Origin of the sequence: Pseudonocardia sp. T1-2H, from assembly GCF_038039215.1 — a bacterium.
In the GTDB taxonomy this organism is placed as follows: Bacteria; Actinomycetota; Actinomycetes; order Mycobacteriales; family Pseudonocardiaceae; genus Pseudonocardia.
This window is the reverse complement of record NZ_JBBPCL010000001.1, coordinates 4,486,269-4,504,680: the sequence shown is the minus strand read 5'-3', so window position 1 is coordinate 4,504,680 and position 18,412 is coordinate 4,486,269. Positions and strand designations below refer to the sequence as shown.

At 70.5% G+C, this 18,412-nt stretch carries 19 protein-coding genes, 4 tRNA genes and 1 pseudogene; 8 read left to right on the top strand and 16 right to left on the bottom strand.

Annotated features, from left to right (window positions below):
* Positions 1-1,161, top strand: coding sequence for a cysteine--tRNA ligase (locus tag WBK50_RS22225; RefSeq protein WP_341337453.1), 1,161 nt, complete (start codon positions 1-3; stop codon positions 1,159-1,161).
* 22 nt (positions 1,162-1,183) lie between these two features.
* On the opposite strand, the gene WBK50_RS22220 is transcribed toward WBK50_RS22225, so the two are convergent.
* Complete coding sequence (locus WBK50_RS22220) at positions 1,184-1,654, bottom strand: MarR family winged helix-turn-helix transcriptional regulator (protein WP_341337451.1); 471 nt, start codon at positions 1,652-1,654, stop codon at positions 1,184-1,186.
* A 193-nt stretch (positions 1,655-1,847) separates the two neighbouring features.
* Between WBK50_RS22220 and WBK50_RS22215 the strand changes: the two genes are divergently transcribed.
* The 3 genes from WBK50_RS22215 to WBK50_RS22205 all read left to right on the top strand — a co-directional run bounded on the left by WBK50_RS22215 (position 1,848) and on the right by WBK50_RS22205 (position 3,821).
* Positions 1,848-2,162 carry a DMT family transporter gene (locus WBK50_RS22215; protein ID WP_445942386.1) on the top strand — a complete coding sequence of 105 codons (315 nt, stop codon included), beginning with the start codon at positions 1,848-1,850 and terminating at the stop codon, positions 2,160-2,162.
* A 600-nt stretch (positions 2,163-2,762) separates the two neighbouring features.
* The gene (locus tag WBK50_RS22210) at positions 2,763-3,431 is read left to right on the top strand and encodes a hypothetical protein (RefSeq protein ID WP_341337449.1); all 669 of its coding nucleotides are present in this window, start codon (positions 2,763-2,765) and stop codon (positions 3,429-3,431) included.
* A gap of 36 nt (positions 3,432-3,467) precedes the next feature.
* Positions 3,468-3,821: a hypothetical protein gene (locus WBK50_RS22205; protein ID WP_341337448.1), complete on the top strand. Its 354-nt coding sequence runs from the start codon at positions 3,468-3,470 to the stop codon at positions 3,819-3,821.
* Positions 3,822-3,992: 171 nt separating this feature from the next.
* Here WBK50_RS22205 and WBK50_RS22200 read toward each other — a convergent pair.
* The 4 genes from WBK50_RS22200 to WBK50_RS22185 all read right to left on the bottom strand — a co-directional run bounded on the left by WBK50_RS22200 (position 3,993) and on the right by WBK50_RS22185 (position 4,877).
* Positions 3,993-4,067 (bottom strand) — tRNA-Val (locus tag WBK50_RS22200).
* 1 nt (position 4,068) lies between these two features.
* A tRNA-Cys gene (locus tag WBK50_RS22195) sits at positions 4,069-4,140 on the bottom strand.
* 69 nt (positions 4,141-4,209) lie between these two features.
* Positions 4,210-4,282, bottom strand: a tRNA-Gly gene (locus WBK50_RS22190).
* 166 nt (positions 4,283-4,448) lie between these two features.
* On the bottom strand, positions 4,449-4,877 hold the full coding sequence (locus tag WBK50_RS22185; protein WP_341337447.1) for an SsgA family sporulation/cell division regulator: 429 nt from the start codon (positions 4,875-4,877) through the stop codon (positions 4,449-4,451).
* A gap of 264 nt (positions 4,878-5,141) precedes the next feature.
* On the opposite strand from WBK50_RS22185, the gene WBK50_RS22180 reads away from it, so the two are divergent.
* From WBK50_RS22180 to WBK50_RS22165, 4 genes are all read left to right on the top strand, one after another.
* Positions 5,142-5,813: an RNA polymerase sigma factor gene (locus WBK50_RS22180; RefSeq protein ID WP_341337446.1), complete on the top strand. Its 672-nt coding sequence runs from the start codon at positions 5,142-5,144 to the stop codon at positions 5,811-5,813.
* Complete coding sequence (locus tag WBK50_RS22175; protein ID WP_341337445.1) at positions 5,810-6,673, top strand: anti-sigma factor; 864 nt, start codon at positions 5,810-5,812, stop codon at positions 6,671-6,673. Before WBK50_RS22180 ends, WBK50_RS22175 begins: the two co-directional genes overlap by 4 nt.
* On the top strand, positions 6,670-7,110 hold the full coding sequence (locus WBK50_RS22170) for a TIGR02611 family protein (protein ID WP_341339476.1): 441 nt from the start codon (positions 6,670-6,672) through the stop codon (positions 7,108-7,110). The genes WBK50_RS22175 and WBK50_RS22170 overlap by 4 nt, the downstream gene beginning before the upstream one ends.
* 21 nt (positions 7,111-7,131) lie before the next feature.
* A tRNA-Val gene (locus WBK50_RS22165) sits at positions 7,132-7,203 on the top strand.
* Positions 7,204-7,292: 89 nt separating this feature from the next.
* Here WBK50_RS22165 and WBK50_RS22160 read toward each other — a convergent pair.
* From WBK50_RS22160 to WBK50_RS22110, 11 genes and pseudogenes are all read right to left on the bottom strand, one after another.
* Positions 7,293-7,448 (bottom strand): hypothetical protein, encoded by a 156-nt coding sequence (locus tag WBK50_RS22160; protein WP_341337444.1) that lies wholly within the window; start codon positions 7,446-7,448, stop codon positions 7,293-7,295.
* A gap of 27 nt (positions 7,449-7,475) precedes the next feature.
* Positions 7,476-7,787, bottom strand: coding sequence for a hypothetical protein (locus WBK50_RS22155; protein WP_341337443.1), 312 nt, complete (start codon positions 7,785-7,787; stop codon positions 7,476-7,478).
* A gap of 114 nt (positions 7,788-7,901) precedes the next feature.
* Positions 7,902-8,267, bottom strand: a pseudogene (locus WBK50_RS35310) (tyrosine-type recombinase/integrase); the annotation flags it as partial.
* A gap of 42 nt (positions 8,268-8,309) precedes the next feature.
* Positions 8,310-8,588 (bottom strand): reverse transcriptase domain-containing protein, encoded by a 279-nt coding sequence (locus WBK50_RS22145; protein ID WP_341337441.1) that lies wholly within the window; start codon positions 8,586-8,588, stop codon positions 8,310-8,312.
* A gap of 110 nt (positions 8,589-8,698) precedes the next feature.
* A complete protein-coding gene (locus WBK50_RS22140; protein ID WP_341337440.1) occupies positions 8,699-9,859 on the bottom strand; it encodes a globin domain-containing protein in 1,161 nt (386 codons plus the stop codon).
* A 386-nt stretch (positions 9,860-10,245) separates the two neighbouring features.
* Positions 10,246-10,380, bottom strand: coding sequence for a hypothetical protein (locus tag WBK50_RS22135; RefSeq protein WP_341337439.1), 135 nt, complete (start codon positions 10,378-10,380; stop codon positions 10,246-10,248).
* Positions 10,381-10,574: 194 nt separating this feature from the next.
* On the bottom strand, positions 10,575-10,838 hold the full coding sequence (locus WBK50_RS22130) for an integrase core domain-containing protein (RefSeq protein WP_341337438.1): 264 nt from the start codon (positions 10,836-10,838) through the stop codon (positions 10,575-10,577).
* A gap of 707 nt (positions 10,839-11,545) precedes the next feature.
* A complete protein-coding gene (gene narI, locus WBK50_RS22125; RefSeq protein ID WP_341337437.1) occupies positions 11,546-12,271 on the bottom strand; it encodes a respiratory nitrate reductase subunit gamma in 726 nt (241 codons plus the stop codon).
* Positions 12,268-12,921 (bottom strand): nitrate reductase molybdenum cofactor assembly chaperone, encoded by a 654-nt coding sequence (gene narJ / locus WBK50_RS22120; RefSeq protein WP_341337436.1) that lies wholly within the window; start codon positions 12,919-12,921, stop codon positions 12,268-12,270. Before narJ ends, narI begins: the two co-directional genes overlap by 4 nt.
* Positions 12,918-14,654: a nitrate reductase subunit beta gene (gene narH / locus WBK50_RS22115; RefSeq protein ID WP_341337435.1), complete on the bottom strand. Its 1,737-nt coding sequence runs from the start codon at positions 14,652-14,654 to the stop codon at positions 12,918-12,920. Before narH ends, narJ begins: the two co-directional genes overlap by 4 nt.
* A 1-nt stretch (position 14,655) precedes the next feature.
* Positions 14,656-18,375, bottom strand: coding sequence for a nitrate reductase subunit alpha (locus WBK50_RS22110; RefSeq protein WP_341337434.1), 3,720 nt, complete (start codon positions 18,373-18,375; stop codon positions 14,656-14,658).
* Positions 18,376-18,412: the final 37 nt, after the last annotated feature.

The window sequence follows — 18,412 nt, the reverse complement described above, 5'->3', positions numbered from 1 at the left end:
ATGATGACCTCCCTCGGCCTCTCCCCGGACGACCACGGCTTCCGTCCCGGCGCGGTGACGGACCCGGGCGAGGTCCTGCACCTCGGCGGCACGCCGTTGCCGCTGACCGTCCCCGCCCGGCTCTACGTGTGCGGCATCACGCCCTACGACGTCACGCACCTCGGGCACGCCTCGACCTTCGTCTGGGCGGACGTCGTCGGGCGGGTCATGCGGATGGCCGGGGTGGACACGGTCGTCTCCCGCAACGTCACCGACGTCGACGACGTGCTCACCCGCACCGCCGCCGAGCGCGGCCGGCGGTTCGACGAGTTCGGGCTGACCCAGGAGTTCCACTTCGACCGGGACATGGCGGCCCTGCACGTCCGGCCGCCGACCCACGCGCCGCACGCCCGGCACCACGTCTCCCACGTCGTCCGGCTCGCGATGGCCCTGCTCGCGGCCGGCGCGGCCTACGAGCGCGACGGGTTCGTCTACTTCCGCGGTGCGGGCGTCGCCGAGGGCCGGGACCGGGACGCGGCGCTGGCCCTGCTCACCGAGAACGGCGACCAGCCGGACGACCCCCTCCGCGACGACCCCTTCGACGTCCCGGTCTGGCGGCCCTCCGGCGAGGGCGACCCGGCGTGGCCGAGCCCCTGGGGCCGCGGCCGACCGGGCTGGCACGCGGAGTGCGCGGCGATGGCGCTGGCCACGCTCGGCGGCGTCGTCGACGTGCTCGTGGGCGGGGCGGACCTGGAGTTCCCGCACCACGCCTACCAGGGCGCGATGGCGTCCGCGGCCACCGGGAGCGGCCCGTTCGTGCGGCGCGAGGTCCGCGCCGGGACTGTCGGACGGGACGGCGTCAAGATGGCGAAGTCGACGGGGAACCTGGTGCTCGTCGGGGACCTGCTGCGGGGGTCCTCGGGCGCGGCCGTCCGGCTGATGCTGCTGGATCGGGCGTGGGCACAGCCCTGGGACTACACCCCGAACGCCCTGGAACAGGCCGAGGCGCTGCTGGAGGGGCTCTACGTCGCGGCCGGGACGCGGAACGGGTCGGTGGCCGCGGTCGCCGCCGTCCGCGGCGCGTTGCTGAACGACCTGGACGTCCCGGGGGCGGTGCGGCTCGCCGTGGAGTCCGGGGGAGACGCGGCGCGCCAGGTTCTGCGCACGCTCGCCCTGCAGTGAGAGAGCGGGGGCGGCGGCGAGTTCAGCCGGCCGCGGACTCGGGCTCGATCTCCGCCGCCCGGAGCCGGGCGGCGAGGCGCTGCAGGTCGTCCCGCAGGGTGGCGAGCTCGAGCGCCGTCAGGCCGGTGACCTCCTCGACCCGGCCCTGAACCGCCTGGGCCTTCGCCTCGAGCTCCGCGCCCACGGTCGTCAGGCGGATCTCGACGATCCGCTCGTCGTCCAGCCGCCGCCGCCGCGTCACCACGCCCTGCGCCTCGAGGCGCTTGAGCAGCGGGGACAGCGTCCCGCTGTCCAGGTACAGCTGCTCGCCGAGACGGCCCAGCGTGACCGTGCCGTGCTCCCACAGCACCAGCATCACGGAGTACTGGCTGTAGGTGAGCCCGACGGCCTCGAGCAGTGGCCGATAGCACCCCGTCATCGCGCGTGAGGCCGAGTGCAGGGCGAAACAGAGCTGTCCCTCGACGGTGAAGCTCGATCCCGGCGTGTCTGCCATCGGTGCAGCGTAGAACGCGTCGCCGCAGAGGGGAGGCTCCATGGCGGCGATGTCACCAATTTTCTGGACAGATGTCCAGACGCTTTCCCCGGCGGCCGGGACAAAGGGGATGACGCCGGTCAGCCCGGGCGGGGCTTCTGCGACAGTCGTCCGGACGGAGTCGGGCCGTCGAGGAGGAGAAGTCGTGGTCTGGATGTTCCTGGCGGGCGCGATCGCCGCGGAGGTGACCGCGACCGTCGCGTTGCGGTTCTCCGAGGGGTTCTCGAAGCTCGTCCCGTCGATCGTGGTGGTCGTGGGCTACGTCACGGCGTTCGCGATGCTGTCGCAGGTGCTGGTGCGCGGACTCGGGATCGGCGTCGCCTACGGGATCTGGTCGGCCGTCGGTGTGGCGCTCATCGCCCTGATCGGCGCGACGTTCCTGGGAGAGACGCTGACGTGGGTGCAGGTCGCCGGGCTGGTCGCGGTGATCGCCGGCGTCGTGGCGCTGGAGACGGGCGGGGCGCACTGATGACCCGCCGGGGTGGTTCCCCGGAAACAGGGCGTGCACATGCAATGGCCCCGCCGGGCTGTCGGCGGGCGACGATCCTTCCAGGGCATGATCTTGGAATCTCAAGTTGCCCGGTCTCCCGAGGACCCAGCCGGCCGCGGCCGAACCCCATGTGGTCAAGCGGCCATCGGTAGGGGGCGCGCCTTCCAGCTGCACGACCAGCACTGGGCGACGAGACAGGCATCGACGTGCTTGCCTTCTGTAGGCGGCATGCGTCGCTCGGTCGGAGTGGCATCCCTCGCGTTCGCGGTATCCCTGCTTCAGTCCCTGTGCGTCCTTCGGGGGTCGAAGCGCGCAGGCGGGTGGTCCGGCATTGCACGCTGAATCGTTGCCGGCCTGCCGGGGTTCTATAGCGGTGGGAGCAGCGCGGATCCGACGTCCCCTGGGGTGCCGGACCGTGATCCAAGGCGGGTGCGCACGGGCCGATCGCTCACGGCCCGGTAGCTCGATCGAGCCTGCCGCATAGGACCGTGACCGCGTTCCCGTTGATGCACACATGGTGAGGGATCCGGACATCCTCGACGCCGAACTCCTCACCTTCACACCCCAGGAGATCCGACCATGATCCCGTACGAGATCAACGGCCTACCGGCCCACGTCCTGCTCCTGCACGCGGTGGTCGTGCTGGTGCCCCTGACCTCGCTGCTCGTCGTGGGCACCGCGTTCTGGCCGGCGGCCAGGCGCAGACTCGGGGTGGCGGTCCCGATACTCGCCCTGGTCACGCTCGGGGCCGTGCAACTGACAATCAACGCCGGGGAATGGCTGATCCGGCGGGTTCCCATCACGCCGCTGGTACGCGCGCACGCCCACCTTGGCGACGGCATGCTGCCCTGGGCCATCGCGCTGTTCGTGGTGGCCGTCGCCGTGTGGGCCCAGCGCTTCCTGCCCTCCCACCGCACCGACGCCGGCAACGACCACACCGACCACACCGACCGCGCCGAGGGCACCGCTCGCGCCGAGGGCGCCGCTCGCGCGGACCCCGGACCGCCGACGACCGGGCCCGGCGCCGGACACACCCAGACGCTCACCCGGGCGACCACGGCCCCCACCGGCCGACGCCGCTCCCCGCTGGCGACCGTGGTTGCCGGTGTCACGATGGTCGCGGCCCTCGCCGCAGGCGTCGGGGCGACCGTCCAGTGCTACCGGGTCGGCGACGCAGGCACCCGCGCCGTGTGGACGGACAACTTCAGCACCGAGCCGCTGCCCCGAACGCCCCCGCCCCCAACCTGATCCGGCACCCGGGTTGCTCCGGCTAGGCCGCTGTTGGTGACCGTGGCCGGTGTGGCGACGTGCCTGCTCGCATACGAGCTGTTCGATGTCTCCGGCCCGACCGTCCTCGTCCTGGGTACCGCGTTCGCCTTGGTGCAGGCGCGCGACAAGGTGAAGCGGAACGTCGTCCTGCTCTGTGCTGCCCCGAAGGGGCAGGACGGCCGACCGTCCAAGGCCCTCACGCTCGCCGACGCGGAGAGGCTACTGGAGATCGGTGCGCGCGGGCGGAGGCACGAAGACGCGGAGATCCCGCCGAACGCTCGCGTTGCCGGCGCGGGCCGTGACCGCGTTGGCCTCGCATCGGATCCGGCAAGCCGCGGTGCGCGCACTCGCCGGCACGGGGTGGTGTGACCGTGATCTCGTTCGGTCACCGAGCAGATCTATCGCCACCAGCTGCGGCCGGTACTGGAGGACCGCGCCCTAGCTATGGACCTCATCTTCCCGACTGCGGGGACGTAGTCACCCAGGTAGTCACCCTGAAAGCCAAAAGGCCCCGTCCGCTGATGCGGACGGGGCCTGACCTGGTGGGCGATACTGGGATTGAACCAGTGACCTCTTCCGTGTCAAGGAAGCGCTCTCCCACTGAGCTAATCGCCCGAGGCGGAGGCGGGAATCGAACCCGCGTACAGGGCTTTGCAGGCCCTTGCCTAAGCCACTCGGCCACTCCGCCCGAGTCCCCGGATGGCGTCTCGGGGAGTCAGAGCCTGGAGGACCAGGCGAAAGCACAAGGTTTCCTCCGAGCGGACGACGGGATTCGAACCCGCGACCCTCACCTTGGCAAGGTGATGCGCTACCAGCTGCGCTACGTCCGCATGTGCACCGGTGTTTCGCGGTGCTGGCCGCACCTGCTCGGTGCGACATGGAGAACATTAGCAGGGCTTCCGGGGGGTTCAAAACCGGCCCCCCTGTTGTCCCGAAAACGCCCTCCGACCTGCGCTTTCGGGCCGCCGTAGCGGCCCGTCGGCAGGCCCGGCCCGGTTAGTCCCGGGCTCGGTCGGTCTCGTCCAGCAGGGTCGACAGCGCGTCGTCGAAGTCGAGCCAGGAGTACTCCGTCGTCGGGGGGACGACGTCGAAGGTGCGCTCCAGGAACTCCGACAGCGTCGCGGCGCACGTGGTGAACACCGCGTGCCCGGACGGGGAGGTGAGCTCCAGCTCGACCCGGGTCTCGTCATGGGGGAGCGGCTGCACTCGCACGTCGCCGGTGCCCGCCGGGCCGAGCAGGCCGTCCGCGAGCAGGTCCCGGGCGAAGACCCAGTCGACCGCGCTGCCGTGCCCCGTCCGGAACGACGCCTGCACCGCGTACGGGTCCCGGCTGGAGTACGAAAGCTCCACCTTGACGGGCACGACCGGCGCGTCGGGGGCGATCAGTTCGAACATCGCCGTTGAGCAGATGAACTCGTCGCGCATCCTCAAGTCCCTCTTTCTGGTCCTTCGTGGTCCGTCGTGCTGAAAAACGAGCGTGTCGCGAAGATGTGACGGGTCGGGGGACGAACTCAGTCCGGTGGACGCGTGGCGGTCACCCGGACGGGTGCATGTGTGTTCCACCCCGCGCCGGGCCGACCAGGGCGGACGACCGGACGGCCCCCGGGAATGTGAGCCACATATCTGGAGGACGTCTAGGCTGAACCGGTCGTTGCTCCGCAGCGAAGAAGAGACGTGAGGATCCCGCTGGTGGCCGAAGTCGCCGAACCGGCCGACGCCTCGGATCGCTCCGAACGGGGTCCGAACCGGCCGAGCAGTACCCGCCGGCACGATCCGGCCGACGAGCAACTGGTCCGTCGCGTCGTCGAGGGCGACCGGACCGCCCTCGGAGACGTCTACGACCGGTTCGGTCGCCCGGCCTTCTCCCTGGCCCGCCGCATCTGCGCGGACGACGGGATCGCCGAGGACGTCGTCCAGGAGGTGTTCCTCGCCTTCTGGAAGGACCCCGGCAGGTTCGACCCCGCCCGTGGCGCGTTCGGGACCTGGCTGCTGACGCTCGTCCACCACAAGTCGGTCGACGCCGTCCGGCGCGAGAGCACGATCCGTCGCCGCACCGTGCCCGCCGCCGAGGACGGCGAGGACTGGTCGGCCCCGCCCGGGCCCGGCGCGGACCAGGCCGCGCTCGGCTCCGTCGTCGCCGGGCAGGTGCGGGACGCGCTCGGCCGGCTGCCGGCCGAGCAGCGGCAGGCCCTCGCGCTCGCCTACTACGGCGGCTACACACAACGGGAGGTGGCCGCGTTGACCGGCGTCCCCCTCGGCACCGTCAAGTCCCGGATGTTCACCGGCCTCTCCCGGCTGCGCAACGTCCTCGGTCCGCTCGTCGGCGAGTTCGCCCCAGACATCTCCGGAGGTGCCAGGTGAACACCTCGCACACCCGTGAGTGCCCGATGGCGGAGCAGTCCGTCGGCTGGGTCCTGCACGCGCTCGAGCCGGACGAGGAGATCGAGGTCCTCGGGCACCTGCCCACCTGCCCGATCTGCCGCACGGTCGTCCGGGAGACCGAGGAGAGCCTGTTCGGGCTCGGTGCGGCCGTCGAGCAGGTGGACCCGCCCGCCGGGCTGCGCGACCGCATCCTCGACGCCGCGGCGCAGACCCCGCAGGTGACACCCACCCCGGCGGCCGCCGAACCTCCGCGCGACACGGCCGAGGACCGGATGCCCATCGCTCCGCCCCGGCGCACCCCGTCGAGCGGCCCCGGTCGTGATCGGGGCAGGCGCGGCGGAGGATGGCTCCGGACGCCCCGCCGGAAGCTGGCGGCCGCGGCGGTGGCGCTCGCCCTCGTCGTCGGGATCGGCGGGCTGGGCACCTACGCGGCCCAGCTGCGCAGCGAACGGGACCAGACGACCGTCCAGGCGCAGAGCATCGTGGACATGGTCAGCCAGTTCGACCGGCCGGGTACCCGGCACGCGTTCCTCACCCCGCAGGGCCAGACGCAGCCGGTCGCGGCCGTGATGGTCAACGGGGCCGAGCGTCAGGTGATGACGGTGGGGCTCGCGGCGAACGCGAGCGACCGCATCTACGTCCTCTGGGGGCTCGCGGACGCGAACACCCCGCCGAAGGCCGTCGGAACCTTCGACGTCACCGCCGACCTCGAGGGCCCGCAATCCGTAGGATCGGGCACGGATGGCGGGTTCGCCCTGTATGCGATCTCCCTCGAGCCCGGCCGGACCGCTCCGGCCTCGCCATCCGCTGTGGTCGCGAGTGGGCAGGTGGAGACCTGAGCGAGACGGACGAGACACAGTCGGCCCTCGGGCGATTCGGCGATCGGATCACCGGGTTCCGCGATCGCATCGCGGAGAAGCCCGGGCAGCTCCGCGTCTACCGCGTCGTCGTGGGCGTGATCGGCACGCTCGTGCTCATCGGCGGCATCGTCGCGATCCCGTACCCCGGCCCCGGCTGGCTGATCGTCTTCGCGGGCCTCGCGATCCTCGGGTCCGAGTTCATGTGGGCCAAGCGCGTCCTGCAGTTCGCCCGTGGCAAGTACGACGCCTGGACGGACTGGCTCGGCCGGCAGAACCTGTTCGTCAAGCTCCTCGTGCTGACCGTGACCGGGTTGATCGTCCTCGCGACGCTGTGGCTGCTCAACGCGTTGTACCTGGTCGCGGGCTGGGTCGGGCTCGATGGGTGGACCTGGTTGAAGAGCCCGATCCTGGGGTGATGTAGTGTTCTCCACGGCAGCGGGCGATTAGCTCAGGGGGAGAGCGCTTCGTTCACACCGAAGAGGTCACTGGTTCGATCCCAGTATCGCCCACTTGCCGAAGGCCCTGGTCAGCCGCTTAACCGCGGATCTGAGACCAGGGCCTTCGTCATGTTCGGGGTCGGAAAGGCATCAGAAAGGCATCACGCGGTCCGCGGAGCATCGCCGTCGTCGTCTGCGTCATCGTCGGCCGGGTCGTCGTCGAGTGCCCGGAGGATGCGGTCGGAGTTGTTGGTCCGGCGGGTGTAGAGGTCGAGCGTCGTGGACGAGCGTTCGTGGCCCATGACCCGCTGCACCATGTTCGGCGGGACTCCGTCGTCGACGAGTCAGGTGGCGTAGGAGTGCCGGAGGTCGTGGAACCGGAGCCCGCCCGCCTGCTTCCGGGCAACCGTCTTGATCGCGGCGGCCCGAGTCGCGAACAGCTCGCGGTGAGGACGGCCGTCCTCGGTGGACCAGGCGGCCTGGAACTTGTCGCCCTTCTCGACCACGGAACCGAGCAGCCCGGCGCGAACGAGGGCCGGGCGCCAGTGCCGACTACGGAAGATCGTCCGCCGCGGTGCACCGCCGGCCTCGTTGGGGAAGAGGAGACCACCCTCGCCCAGCTCGAACGTCGCCATGTGGTCCCGCAGGATCGACACGAGCCAGGACGGGAGCGGGCCCCGGACGCCAGCGGCCTCGCACCCACCAGCGGTTGCGTGACCGAGTCGCTTGCTCACGATCTTCGGGTTGACTCCCGCGCGAAGTGACATCGTGGCGTGGGTGTGACGTACCTGGTGGAGTGTGATATGCGGGAGGCCGGCACGGTCGACGAGCCGGCTGAACTGTTCGGTGATCGTGTCGGGGTGGATCGGGCGGCCGTCGGGCCAGCAGAAGAGCAGGCCGTGGTCGGAGTAGTTGCGACCGAACGAGCGCTTCTCGTCCTCGAGCTTCGCGACGTGGGCGGCGAGGGCAGCCGTGGTCCGGCGGTCGAGGGCGAGGCTGCGCCGGGAGCGTTCGCTCTTGCCGTCGGATGGCTGGGCCTTCCCGGCCGTTACGACGCGTGTGTGCCAGACGGTGATCGCTCGCGCGCCGAGGTCGACGTGCGCGAGGAGTGCGGCGACCGCCTCAGAACGGCGGATGCCGGTGGTGGCGAAAATAGCCTGTGGGTGCCGAGAACCGCGTCATACGCACTTCGACGCGACCGCCTCGGCGGACTGATCCACGAATACCTGCAGGTCGCATGACGTGACGGCGTTCTCGGCACCCACACGTTTGTTCCCTTGATGCACTTCCGCGACCGCGTAATGGGCTCGGCGCTTCGGACGGAACCCGTAGGAACACGGCAGGAAGTCCGCCTCGAAGATCGGCTTCAACGCCAGTTTCAGGGCCGCCTGGACCACCCGGTCGGCCACGGTCGGAATCCCCAAGCGGCGCAGCTTGCCGCCGGTCTTGGGGATCATCCGTTGAGGGCGGGCCTCGGCTGTACGCCGTCTCGGGCAGTCGCCGGAGTCCCAATCGGGACAGGGCTGCCTGGGCGCAGCTGCTGCCCGCGCTCGGCGACCACGGCTCGTCAGTCGAGATCCGCCTGCCACAGGTCGGGGCCGAACACCTCGTATTGGATGTCGTGGGGCACCACGTCCCGTTCGATCAGCGCGCTGCGCACCGCCTGCAGGAACGGGATCGGCCCGCACAGGTAATACCAGGCGTTGTCGGGCAACTTGACTTGGGAGAGGTCCATCATCCCGGAGTAGACCCCGTCCACCGGCTCGTTGCTGCCGGTGCCCTTCTCATACCAGAGGTGGATCGAGGCGTTGCGCAACGCGAGAACATCGCTGACGACCTGGCGGCGCAGCGCGAACGACCTCTCGTGCACATCTGCGTGCAGCAGCACAGTCCGCAGCTCGGAGCCGGCCGCAACCAGATGCGACAGCATCCCGGCCATCGGGGTGATCCCGATGCCCGCGCTGATGAACACCACCGGTCGCCCGGCATCGTCGAGCACGACGTCACCGAAAGGCAGCGACAGGGTGAGCACGTCGCCCACGGCGACCGAGTCGTGCAGCAGCGTCGACACCTCACCGGCCGGCTTCCCGTCGCCGTCCACCCGCTTGACCGAAAACTGCCGGTGTTCGCCGTCGTCGGCCCGAGTCAGGCTGTACTGGCGCGGCTGGCGCACCCCGTCCGGCATCGGCATCAGCACGGTCACGTACTGCCCCGGCAGCGAGGACTTCACCAGCCGGTTGTCGATCCGCTTGACCACGAACGTCACCACGTCGTCGGTCTCCCGGATCTTCTTTTCGACCTGCCACTGCCGCCACACCGTCTCCGGCCGCACCCCGCGCGCGCTGTACAGGCCCCGCTCCTGGTTGATCAGCGCGTTGGCTATCAGCCAGTAGACCTCATCCCACGCCGCCGCGACCTCCGGCGTGACCGCCTCGCCCAGCACGTCCACGATTGCCCACATCAGGTTGTCGTGGACGACCTGGTACTGCTCGGCCCGGATGCCAAGGGACGCGTGCTTGTGCGCGATCCGCGACAGCAGCTTCTCCGGCACCCGACCAGGGGTGTTGACCAACGCGGTGGCGAAGCCCGCGACCGACCCGGCCAGCGCCTGCTGCTGGGAACCGTCAACCTGGTTGCCGCGGTTGAAGGTGCCGTCGAGCAGCTCCGGGTGGTTGGCGAACAGGTGTTCGTAGAAGCGTCTGGCGATCTCCCGGATGTTCTCCCCCACCACGGGCAGCGTCGCCTCGACGATGGGCCGGGACCTGTCTGAGATCATTCGCGGACTCCTCGGAAGGACCTGTGGTTCCGCTCTACACGATCGTGTGAAAGTCGAGGTTAGCCCCCGCCAGCCATGCGCAGACCAGCAAATGGCCGTACTTCCACCCGTGAAACCAGGCAGCGTGGTGGTGGCCGCAGCGAGCAGTCACCCGGCCAGCGCGTCGAGCGAGGATGTCTGCATCGTGCCCATCCTGATCCGTTTCGCGGCGGTCGGTCGCCGGCCGCCCTGCTGCGGGCGCTGAAGCAGTGATCGGAGCTAGCGACCCGCCTTCGCCACCGTGAGCAGCACGGCCGAGTCCTCGACAGCCTCCAGGCTGTGCGGGGCGAGCGGGACGATCAGCAGGTCGCCTTTCCTGCCTCCCAGGAGTCGAGGCCGGGGGCCAGGCGGATCCGTCCATGGAGGACGTAGACGGTGGCCTCGTCGGGGTTCTCGTGCTCGGCGAGTGCCTGCCCGGCCGCCAGTGCGATCACAGTCTGGCGGAGTACGTGCTCGTGACCCTAGACGGTGCGCGCGGCGCGCCGCTGGATGATGCGCCGGCCGCGGCGAGCAGTTTGCGGGCCAGCGCGTCGAGGCAGGACTTTTGCACGGCGCTCACTGATCCGTTCCCAGCCGCGGCGATCCGGTCGAGCAGCGGGGCCTGTGGGTGCCCGAAACTCGGCTCACGTCATGCGACCTGCTGATATACGTGGAGGAGGCCGCCGAGCCGGTCAAGTCCTCGGACGCGCGTGGTGTCGTCCTGGCGTCGTTCTGGGAGCGGGCGTAGGGGAACCAGCGCGCGGTGTGGGCGATGGCGGTTGAAGTGGTCCTCATACTCGGACAGCGCCCCGCACACGTGGCGTTGGTTGATGACGAGGATCTGGTCGAGGAGTTCGCGGCGGATGCTGCCGACGAACCGTTCGGCGATGGCGTTCGCCCGTGGTGCTCGCACCGAGGCAGCCGGCCGCGACCCAAAGCTCGGCGTCGCCCCTGCCCGGGACCTCACCGCAGTCGGCGGGGACCTGCACCAGCGCGCCGAGCCGGGCGCCGAACGCGCCCCGACGTCAGCCGAGGGGCACCGCACGACAGCATTTCCGGTTCCTCACCCGCGACCGCGACGCCCAATTTCACGGCCATGTGCGGTCTCCGCCCCAGTGTTCCGATCATCTGGATTCCCCGCGTCGTGGGCGGTGGGACCGGAGCGACGTAACCACCACCCGGGCGACCCGGCTGCGCTGCACCCGCCGATGTAGACCGGAGTGCGCTGACTGGGGATGGACCCGTCGAAGCCCACCATCACCAGCATGCTCCCGTGTAAGAGGTCGTTTCACGGTGCGTGGCTGCTCGCCTCGGTGGGGGCGGACCAGGAGAAGACGAGATTTGCTCGTGCGGGGCACCGGTGAGGGTGACGAGGGCGGCCGGCATGTGGAGGGCGGCGATCAACGCGTCGACCTCGTCGGGACGGGGCCGGCCTTGCAGCCGCCGCCGCGTGCTGGTTGATCCTCGGCATCGCAGGTTCGGCCGGGCCTCCCCGCCTTCGGACGGCAGCCGGTGCAGGTGGCGCGCCTGCTGGACGCTGACCTGGCCGCCTCCAGTTGCTCACGGGCCAGCGCTCCAGAGGTGTTCTGCACGGGTTCGTCCTTTTCCACGGGAGGATCATCAGATCCGTTCCCAACCGCGGCGTGCCGGGCGCGCGGCCGGTCCGCCCCGCCGTGATCGGTAGACGATGTAGGGCCGGAACAGGTAGCCCAGCGGCGCGGTGAATGCGTGGACCAGCCGGGTGAACGGCCAGATCGTGAACAGCAGCAGGCCGATGAGGGTGTGCAGCTGGAACGCCAGCCCGGCCCCGGCCATGCTCGCGATGTCGGGTTGAAGCACGAACAGCGACCGGAACCACGGCGCGACCGTCAGCCGGTAGTTGTGCTCCTCGCCGCCGGCCGCGCCGAGCAGGGTGGTCGCCAACCCGGCGACGATGGCTGCGACGAGCACGACGTACATCAGTTTGTCGTTGCGCGTGGTGGCCATGAAGACCGGACCGGTGGTCCGCCGCCGGTAGATCAGGATCGCGACCCCCGCCAGGGTGCAGAACCCGGCGATGCCGCCGAGCAGCAGGGCCTGTACGTGGTAGGCCTGCTGGCTCAGCCCGGCCGCGTCGGTCCAGCTTTTCGGGATGATCAGTCCGATCACGTGCCCGATGATCACGACGAGGAGCCCGAAGTGGAACAGGGGGCTGCCGACGCGTAGCAGCCGTGACTCGTGCAGCTCTGATGAGCGGGTGGTCCAGCCGAACTTGTCGTAGCGGTAACGCCAGATGGTGCCGCCGACGAGCACGACGACCATGACGTAGGGCAGCACGGCCCACAGCAGCACGTCCTGCCAGTTCATCGGTGTTCTCCCGGCGGTCCCGATGCCGTGGGTCGCAGTGCGAACGGCGGGAGTTCGAGCCCGACCTGCTCCCGCGGTGGTCCGCTGCGCGCGAGTGCCTTGGCCGCGGCGACGTCGGCCGGGGAGGGCCCCGGTAGCAGCGCGCAGACCGCCTCGACGGGCGCGGCGTACGGCGTGGGCACATCGAGCAGGGCAAGCCGCAGCAGCTCGACACCGGCCCGGTGCTCCTGCAGTAGTTGGAGCCCGTCGGCGAGATCGGCGGTGGCGGCGAATTCGAGCACCACCGGCAGGAAGTCGGGCAGCTCGCTGCTGTCCAGCTCGACCCCGGCGGCCCGGTAGCGGGCCTTGAGCGCGGCGAGCGCACCGCCGCGGCGCCGGGTCTCGCCGTCGGTCCACCAGGTCAGGTATAAGCAGCACCGCCGCCGGGTGTCGAAGACGCCGACATAGTGCTGAGCCAGCTCGCCGGGTGGGGTGGCCGCGGCGGAGTCGAGGAAGGCGCCCAGTCGCTCCCGCGGTCTGCCCTCGGGTAAGGCGCCGACCGCGTCCCGGACGACCGGCAGTGTCGCCAGCACGGCATCGTCGGGGTACTGCAGACACACCGAGGCCGCCTGCAGCACCGCCGCCCGGGCCCGTTCGCCGTAACCGTTCATCGCCCGTCCTCGCCGAGCTCGGCCGTCCGCGCCGCCGCGGCGCCGCCTGCAGTGAGGTCTCCGGGGCCCGGTGGTGTCTGCCGCGGCGGCGGGAACAGCCCCGGAGGGCGGCCCTTACCGTCCCAGTTCAGCAGGTTGATCCGGGCGCCCCGCTCGCCCGGGTCGGCGATGTGGTCGCTGGTCTGCCGGTCGCGCAGCGCGTGGAACGTCTCCACCGACACCGGGGTCGCGCGACCGGAGGCCTCGCCGAACGGGCCGCTGCCGATCATGCCCGGACCGCCGTCGACGTCGAGGCTGCAGCCGAGCTCCTCGAGCTGGTGGGCCTCGCCGGAGTAGGCGGTCGGGATGACGTAGCGCTCCTCATATTTGGCGATCGCCAGCAGCCGGTACATCTCGATGATCTCGCCGCCGGTCATCCCGACTGCCGTCGCGATCGACTCGTTGTGGGGCCGGTCCAGCGTCACGTCACGCATGTAGGAGCGCATCGCGGCCAGCTTCTGCAGTACGCCGCGCACCGGCGCGGGGTCGCCCGCGGTGAACAGCTCGGCGAGGTACCCGATCGGGATGCGCAGCGCGTCGATGGCGCCGAAAAGGTTGGCGGCGTCCTCGCCGTCGTGGCCGGTCTCGGCGAGCCGGTCGACGACCGGGGACAGCGGCGGGATGTACCAGACCATCGGCATCGTGCGGAACTCCGGGTGCAGCGGCAGCGCCACCCGGTAGGTCTTGGCCAGCCGGTACACCGGGGAGCGGCGGGCGGCCTCCAGCCAGTCCTCGGCGATGCCGTCGCGGCGGGCGTGATCGAGCACCGCGGGGTCGGTCGGGTCGAGCAGCAGGTCGAGCTGGGCCTCGTAGAGGTCCTGCTCGTTCTCGACCGAGGCCGCCGCGGTGACCCGGTCGGCGTCGTAGAGGAACAGTCCGATGTAGCGCAGCCGGCCCACGCAGGTCTCGCTGCACACGGTGGGCAGCCCGACCTCGACCCGGGGGTAGCAGAACGTGCACTTCTCGGCCTTGCCGGTGCGGTGGTTGAAGTAGACCTTCTTGTACGGGCAGCCGGTGACGCACATCCGCCAGCCCCGGCACCGGTCCTGGTCGACCAGCACGATGCCGTCCTCGGCGCGCTTGTACATCGCCCCGGACGGGCACGACGCCACGCAGGACGGGTTGAGGCAGTGCTCGCAGATGCGCGGCAGGAAGAACATGAAGGCCTGCTCGTAGGAGAACTTGACCTTCTCCTGCGACTCGGCGCGCAGCCGCTCCACGATGGGGTCGCGCGGGCCGTGTTCGGGGGCGCCGCCGAGGTCGTCGTCCCAGTTGGCGCTCCACTCGATGGCCATCGGCTCACCGGAGAGCAGCGACTTCGGCTGCGCGACGGGGAAGTCGTCGCCCAGCGGGGCGTCGGTGAGGTTCGCGTAGTCGTAGGTCCAGGGTTCGTAGTAGTCGCGGATGTTGGGCAACACCGGGTTCGCGAAGATCGTGAGCAGCTTCCTGAACCGGCCGCCGGCCTTGAGCTGTAGCCGGCCGCGGCGGTTGCGCACCCAGCCGCCCTTCCACCTCTCCTGGTCCTGGTAGCGGCGCGGGTAGCCCTGTCCGGGGCGGGTCTCGACATTGTTGAACCAGACGTACTCGACGCCGCTGCGGTTGGTCCACGCCTGCTTGCAGGTCACCGAGCAGGTGTGGCACCCGATGCATTTGTCGAGGTTCATGACCATGCCCATCTGGGCCATCACGCGCATGTCAGTACTCGACCTTCTGGCTCGTACGGCGCCGGACGACCGTCACCTCGTCGCGCTGGTTCCCGGCGGGCCCGAGGTAGTTGAACGCGAAGGACAGCTGGGCGTAGCCCCCGACGAGATGGGTCGGCTTGACCAGGATGCGGGTCAGCGAGTTATGGATGCCGCCGCGGCGCCCGGTCGCCTCGGACTTCGGCACGTTCACCACCCGCTCCTGCGCGTGGTAGACGAACACCGTCCCGACCGGCATGCGGTGGGTGACGATCGCCCGCGCGACCAGCACACCGTTGCGGTTCACCGCCTCGATCCAGTCGTTGTCCCGGACCCCGATCGCGGTGGCGTCGGCCTCGCTCATCCACACCGTGGGACCGCCGCGCGAGAGCGACAACATCAACAGGTTGTCCTGGTACTCCGAGTGGATCGACCACTTCGAGTGCGGCGTCAGGTAGCGCACCGTCACCGAGGCGCCCTCCGTGCCCAGCTCGCCGAGTCGTGGTTCGCCGAACAGCCGGTGCATGTCCAGCGGCACGCGGTAGATCGGCAGCGTCTCGCCCATCTCGTGCATCCAGTCGTGGTCGAGCAGGAAGTGCATCCGCCCGGTCAGGGTGTGCCACGGCTTCAACCGCTCGACGTTCACCGTGAACGGGGCGTAGCGGCGCCCGCCGGTCTCGCTGCCCGACCACTCCGGGCTGGTGATCACCGGGACCGGCCGGGCCTGGGTGTCGGCGAAGGAGATGCGGCGCTCCTCGCTGCCCTCGGCCAGGTCGGCCAGCTTCGTGCCGGTGCGCCGCTCCAGCTCCCGGAAGCCCTGCACGGCGAGCCGGCCGTTCGTCGTCGCGGACAGCGCGAGGATCGCCTCGGCCATCTTGGCGTCGGTGTCGATCGCCGGGCGGCCGTCCCCGGCGCCGCCGAGCATCACGCCGTTCTTCGCCGCCAGGTAGGCGATCTCCTCGTCCGGCTGGTAGGTGATCCCCTTCGTCGTCATCCCGAGCCGGTCGAGCAGCGGTCCGACGGCGGCCATCTTGTCGGCGACGGCCGGGTAGTCGCGCTCGACGACGACGAAGTTCGGCATCGTGCGACCGGGGACCGGTTCGACCTCACCGGCGCGCCAGTCCAGGACCCGGCCGCCGGGCTGCGCGGTCTCGCCCGGGGTGTCGTGCTGCAGCGGCACGGCGACGACGTCGCGGCGCACCCCGAGGTGGGTGCGGGCGAGCTCGCTGAACCGCCGCGCGATGGCTCCGAAGGCGTCGAAGTCGGTGCGCGACTCGAACGGCGGGTCGATCGCCGGGTTGAACGCGTGCACGAACGGGTGCATGTCGGTGGTGTTCAGGTCGTGCTTCTCGTACCAGGTCGCTGCGGGCAGCACGACGTCGGAGAGCAGCGTGGAGCTCGTCATCCGGAAATCCAGCGACAGCAGCAGGTCGAGCTTGCCCTCGGGCGGGTCACCGTCGCGCCAGGTGACGTCGCGGGGCCGCCGCTCGGCGGGGGTCTGCTCGGCCAACAGATTGTTGTGGGTGCCGAGCAGGTGCTTGAGGAAGTACTCGTCGCCCTTCGCCGAGGAGCCGAGCAGGTTGGCCCGCCACAGGGTGAGACACCGCGGCCAGTTCTCCGGCGCGTCGGGGTCCTCGATCGCGAAGCTCAGCTTCCTGTCCCGCAGCTGCGAAGCGACATAGGCCGGGACCTCCTGGCCCGCGGCGGCGGCCTCGTCGGTGACGTCGAGCGGGTTGCGGTCGAACTGCGGATAGGAGGGCATCCAGCCCAGCCGCGCGGACAGCGCGATGGTGTCCATCGTGTGCATTCCTGCCAGCCGGCCCTGCGCCAGCGGGGAGGTGAGTGCGTCGGCGCGGTAGCCGTCGTAGCGCCACTGGTCGGTGTGGGTGTACCAGTACGCCGTGCCGATCATCTGCCGCGGCGGCCGCTGCCAGTCCGTCGCCCCCGCCATGGTCGCCCAGCCGGTGACCGGGCGGCACTTCTCCTGGCCCACGTAATGCGCCCAGCCGCCGCCGTTGCGCCCCATCGACCCGGTCAGAATCAGCAGCGCCAGCACCGCGCGGTAGGTGGCGTCACCGTGGAACCACTGGCAGATCCCCGCCCCCATGATGATCATGGTGCGGCCGTGCGACTCCTCGGCGTTGGCGGCCATCTCCCGGGCGATACGCACGACCTGCTCGGCGGGCACCGACGTGATCGGCTCCTGCCAGGCCGGCGTGTACGGCTCGGCCGGGTCGTCGTAGCCGGCGGGCCATATCCCGGGCATTCCGTCGCGGCGCACACCGTACTGGGCGAGCATCAGGTCGAACACCGTGGTGACCAGCCGCCCGCCGATCCGGCGCACCGGCACACCGCGGCGCAGCACCCCGCCGGTGCCGTCGAGCGCGTCGAAGCGGGGCAGCAGCACCTCCGCGGTCTCGCCGCCGAGCACGGTGAGCTGCGGGGCGACGTCACCCAGGTCGAGGTTCCACCGCCCGGCGCCGGACTCGGTGTAGCGGAAGCCCAGTGAGCCGTTCGGCACGACCGGCTCGCCGGTGCGCCCGTCGAGCAGCACGGTCTTCCAGGCCGCGCCCTCACCGGTGTCGCCGAGATCGGCGGCGGTGAGGAACTTCCCGGGCACGTGCCCGCCGTCGCGTTCCTCGAGCGTCACGAGGAACGGCAGGTCGGTGAAGCGCTGCACGTAGTCGACGAAGAACGGCACCCGCCGGTCGACGAAGAACTCCTTGAGCATGACGTGACCCATCGCCATCGCCAGCGCCCCATCGGTGCCCGGCTGCGCGGGCAGCCAGGTGTCGGCGAACTTGGTGTTGTCGGCGTAATCCGGCGAGACGACGACGACCTTCTGTCCCTTGTAGCGGGCCTCGGCCATCCAATGCGCGTCCGGGGTGCGGGTGACCGGCACGTTGGAGCCCCACATCAGTAGGTAGGTGGCGTTCCACCAGTCCCCGGACTCCGGGACGTCGGTCTGGTCGCCGAACACCTGCGGCGACGCGACGGGCAGGTCGGCGTACCAGTCGTAGAACGAGGTCATCGCCCCGCCGATCAGCTCGATGAACCGCGAGCCCGCCGCGTGGCTGACCATCGACATGGCCGGGATCGGGGAGAAGCCCGCGATCCGGTCCGGGCCGTAGGTCTTGATCGTGTGCACGTGTGCGGCCGCCACGATCTCCACGGCCTCGTCCCAGGACACCCGCACGTGCCCGCCCTTGCCGCGCGCGGACTGGTAGCGCCGGCGCTTGTCCGCATCGCCGGTGACCTCGGCCCACGCGGCCACCGGATCGCCGAGCCGAGCCCTCGCCTCGCGGTACATCTCGACGAGCACCCCGCGGGCGTAGGGGTAGCGCAGCCGGGTGGGGGAGTAGGTGTACCAGGAGAACGCCGCCCCGCGCGGGCAGCCGCGCGGCTCGTACTCCGGGGAATCCGGCCCGACCGAGGGGTAGTCGGTCTGCTGGGTCTCCCAGGTGATGATCCCGTCCTTGACGTAGACCTTCCACGAGCACGAGCCGGTGCAGTTCACCCCGTGCGTGGAGCGCACCACCTTGTCGTGGCTCCAGCGGTCCCGGTAGAAGGCGTCGCCCTCCCGGCCGCCCTCGCGGAACACCGCCCGCAGATCGTCCGAGGTCTCCCGGCGGGTGAAGAACCGCCCGGTCCGCAGCAGCGCATCGGCCGCAGGTCCGTCCGTTCCGCCCTTGGGGCACGCCCGCCCATTGCCTGTGCCCGCGTCCAGAGCCATGACCGCGTCCCTTCCGCAGCAGCCCCCCTTCTGATCC

What these genes read in the sequence shown, in the direction of transcription:
- WBK50_RS22210 (WP_341337449.1), top strand. Translation starts at nt 2,763, where the DNA reads ATGATCCCGTACGAGATCAACGGCCTACCGGCCCACGTCCTGCTCCTG.
- WBK50_RS22225 (WP_341337453.1), top strand. Translation starts at nt 1, where the DNA reads ATGATGACCTCCCTCGGCCTCTCCCCGGACGACCACGGCTTCCGTCCC.
- WBK50_RS22145 (WP_341337441.1), bottom strand. Translation starts at nt 8,588, where the DNA reads ATGATCCCCAAGACCGGCGGCAAGCTGCGCCGCTTGGGGATTCCGACC.
- narI (WP_341337437.1), bottom strand. Translation starts at nt 12,271, where the DNA reads ATGAACTGGCAGGACGTGCTGCTGTGGGCCGTGCTGCCCTACGTCATG.
- WBK50_RS22110 (WP_341337434.1), bottom strand. Translation starts at nt 18,375, where the DNA reads ATGGCTCTGGACGCGGGCACAGGCAATGGGCGGGCGTGCCCCAAGGGC.
- WBK50_RS22215 (WP_445942386.1), top strand. Translation starts at nt 1,848, where the DNA reads ATGTTCCTGGCGGGCGCGATCGCCGCGGAGGTGACCGCGACCGTCGCG.
- WBK50_RS22220 (WP_341337451.1), bottom strand. Translation starts at nt 1,654, where the DNA reads ATGGCAGACACGCCGGGATCGAGCTTCACCGTCGAGGGACAGCTCTGT.
- narJ (WP_341337436.1), bottom strand. Translation starts at nt 12,921, where the DNA reads ATGAACGGTTACGGCGAACGGGCCCGGGCGGCGGTGCTGCAGGCGGCC.
- narH (WP_341337435.1), bottom strand. Translation starts at nt 14,654, where the DNA reads ATGCGCGTGATGGCCCAGATGGGCATGGTCATGAACCTCGACAAATGC.
- WBK50_RS22160 (WP_341337444.1), bottom strand. Translation starts at nt 7,448, where the DNA reads ATGGTGCAGCGGGTCATGGGCCACGAACGCTCGTCCACGACGCTCGAC.
- WBK50_RS22185 (WP_341337447.1), bottom strand. Translation starts at nt 4,877, where the DNA reads ATGCGCGACGAGTTCATCTGCTCAACGGCGATGTTCGAACTGATCGCC.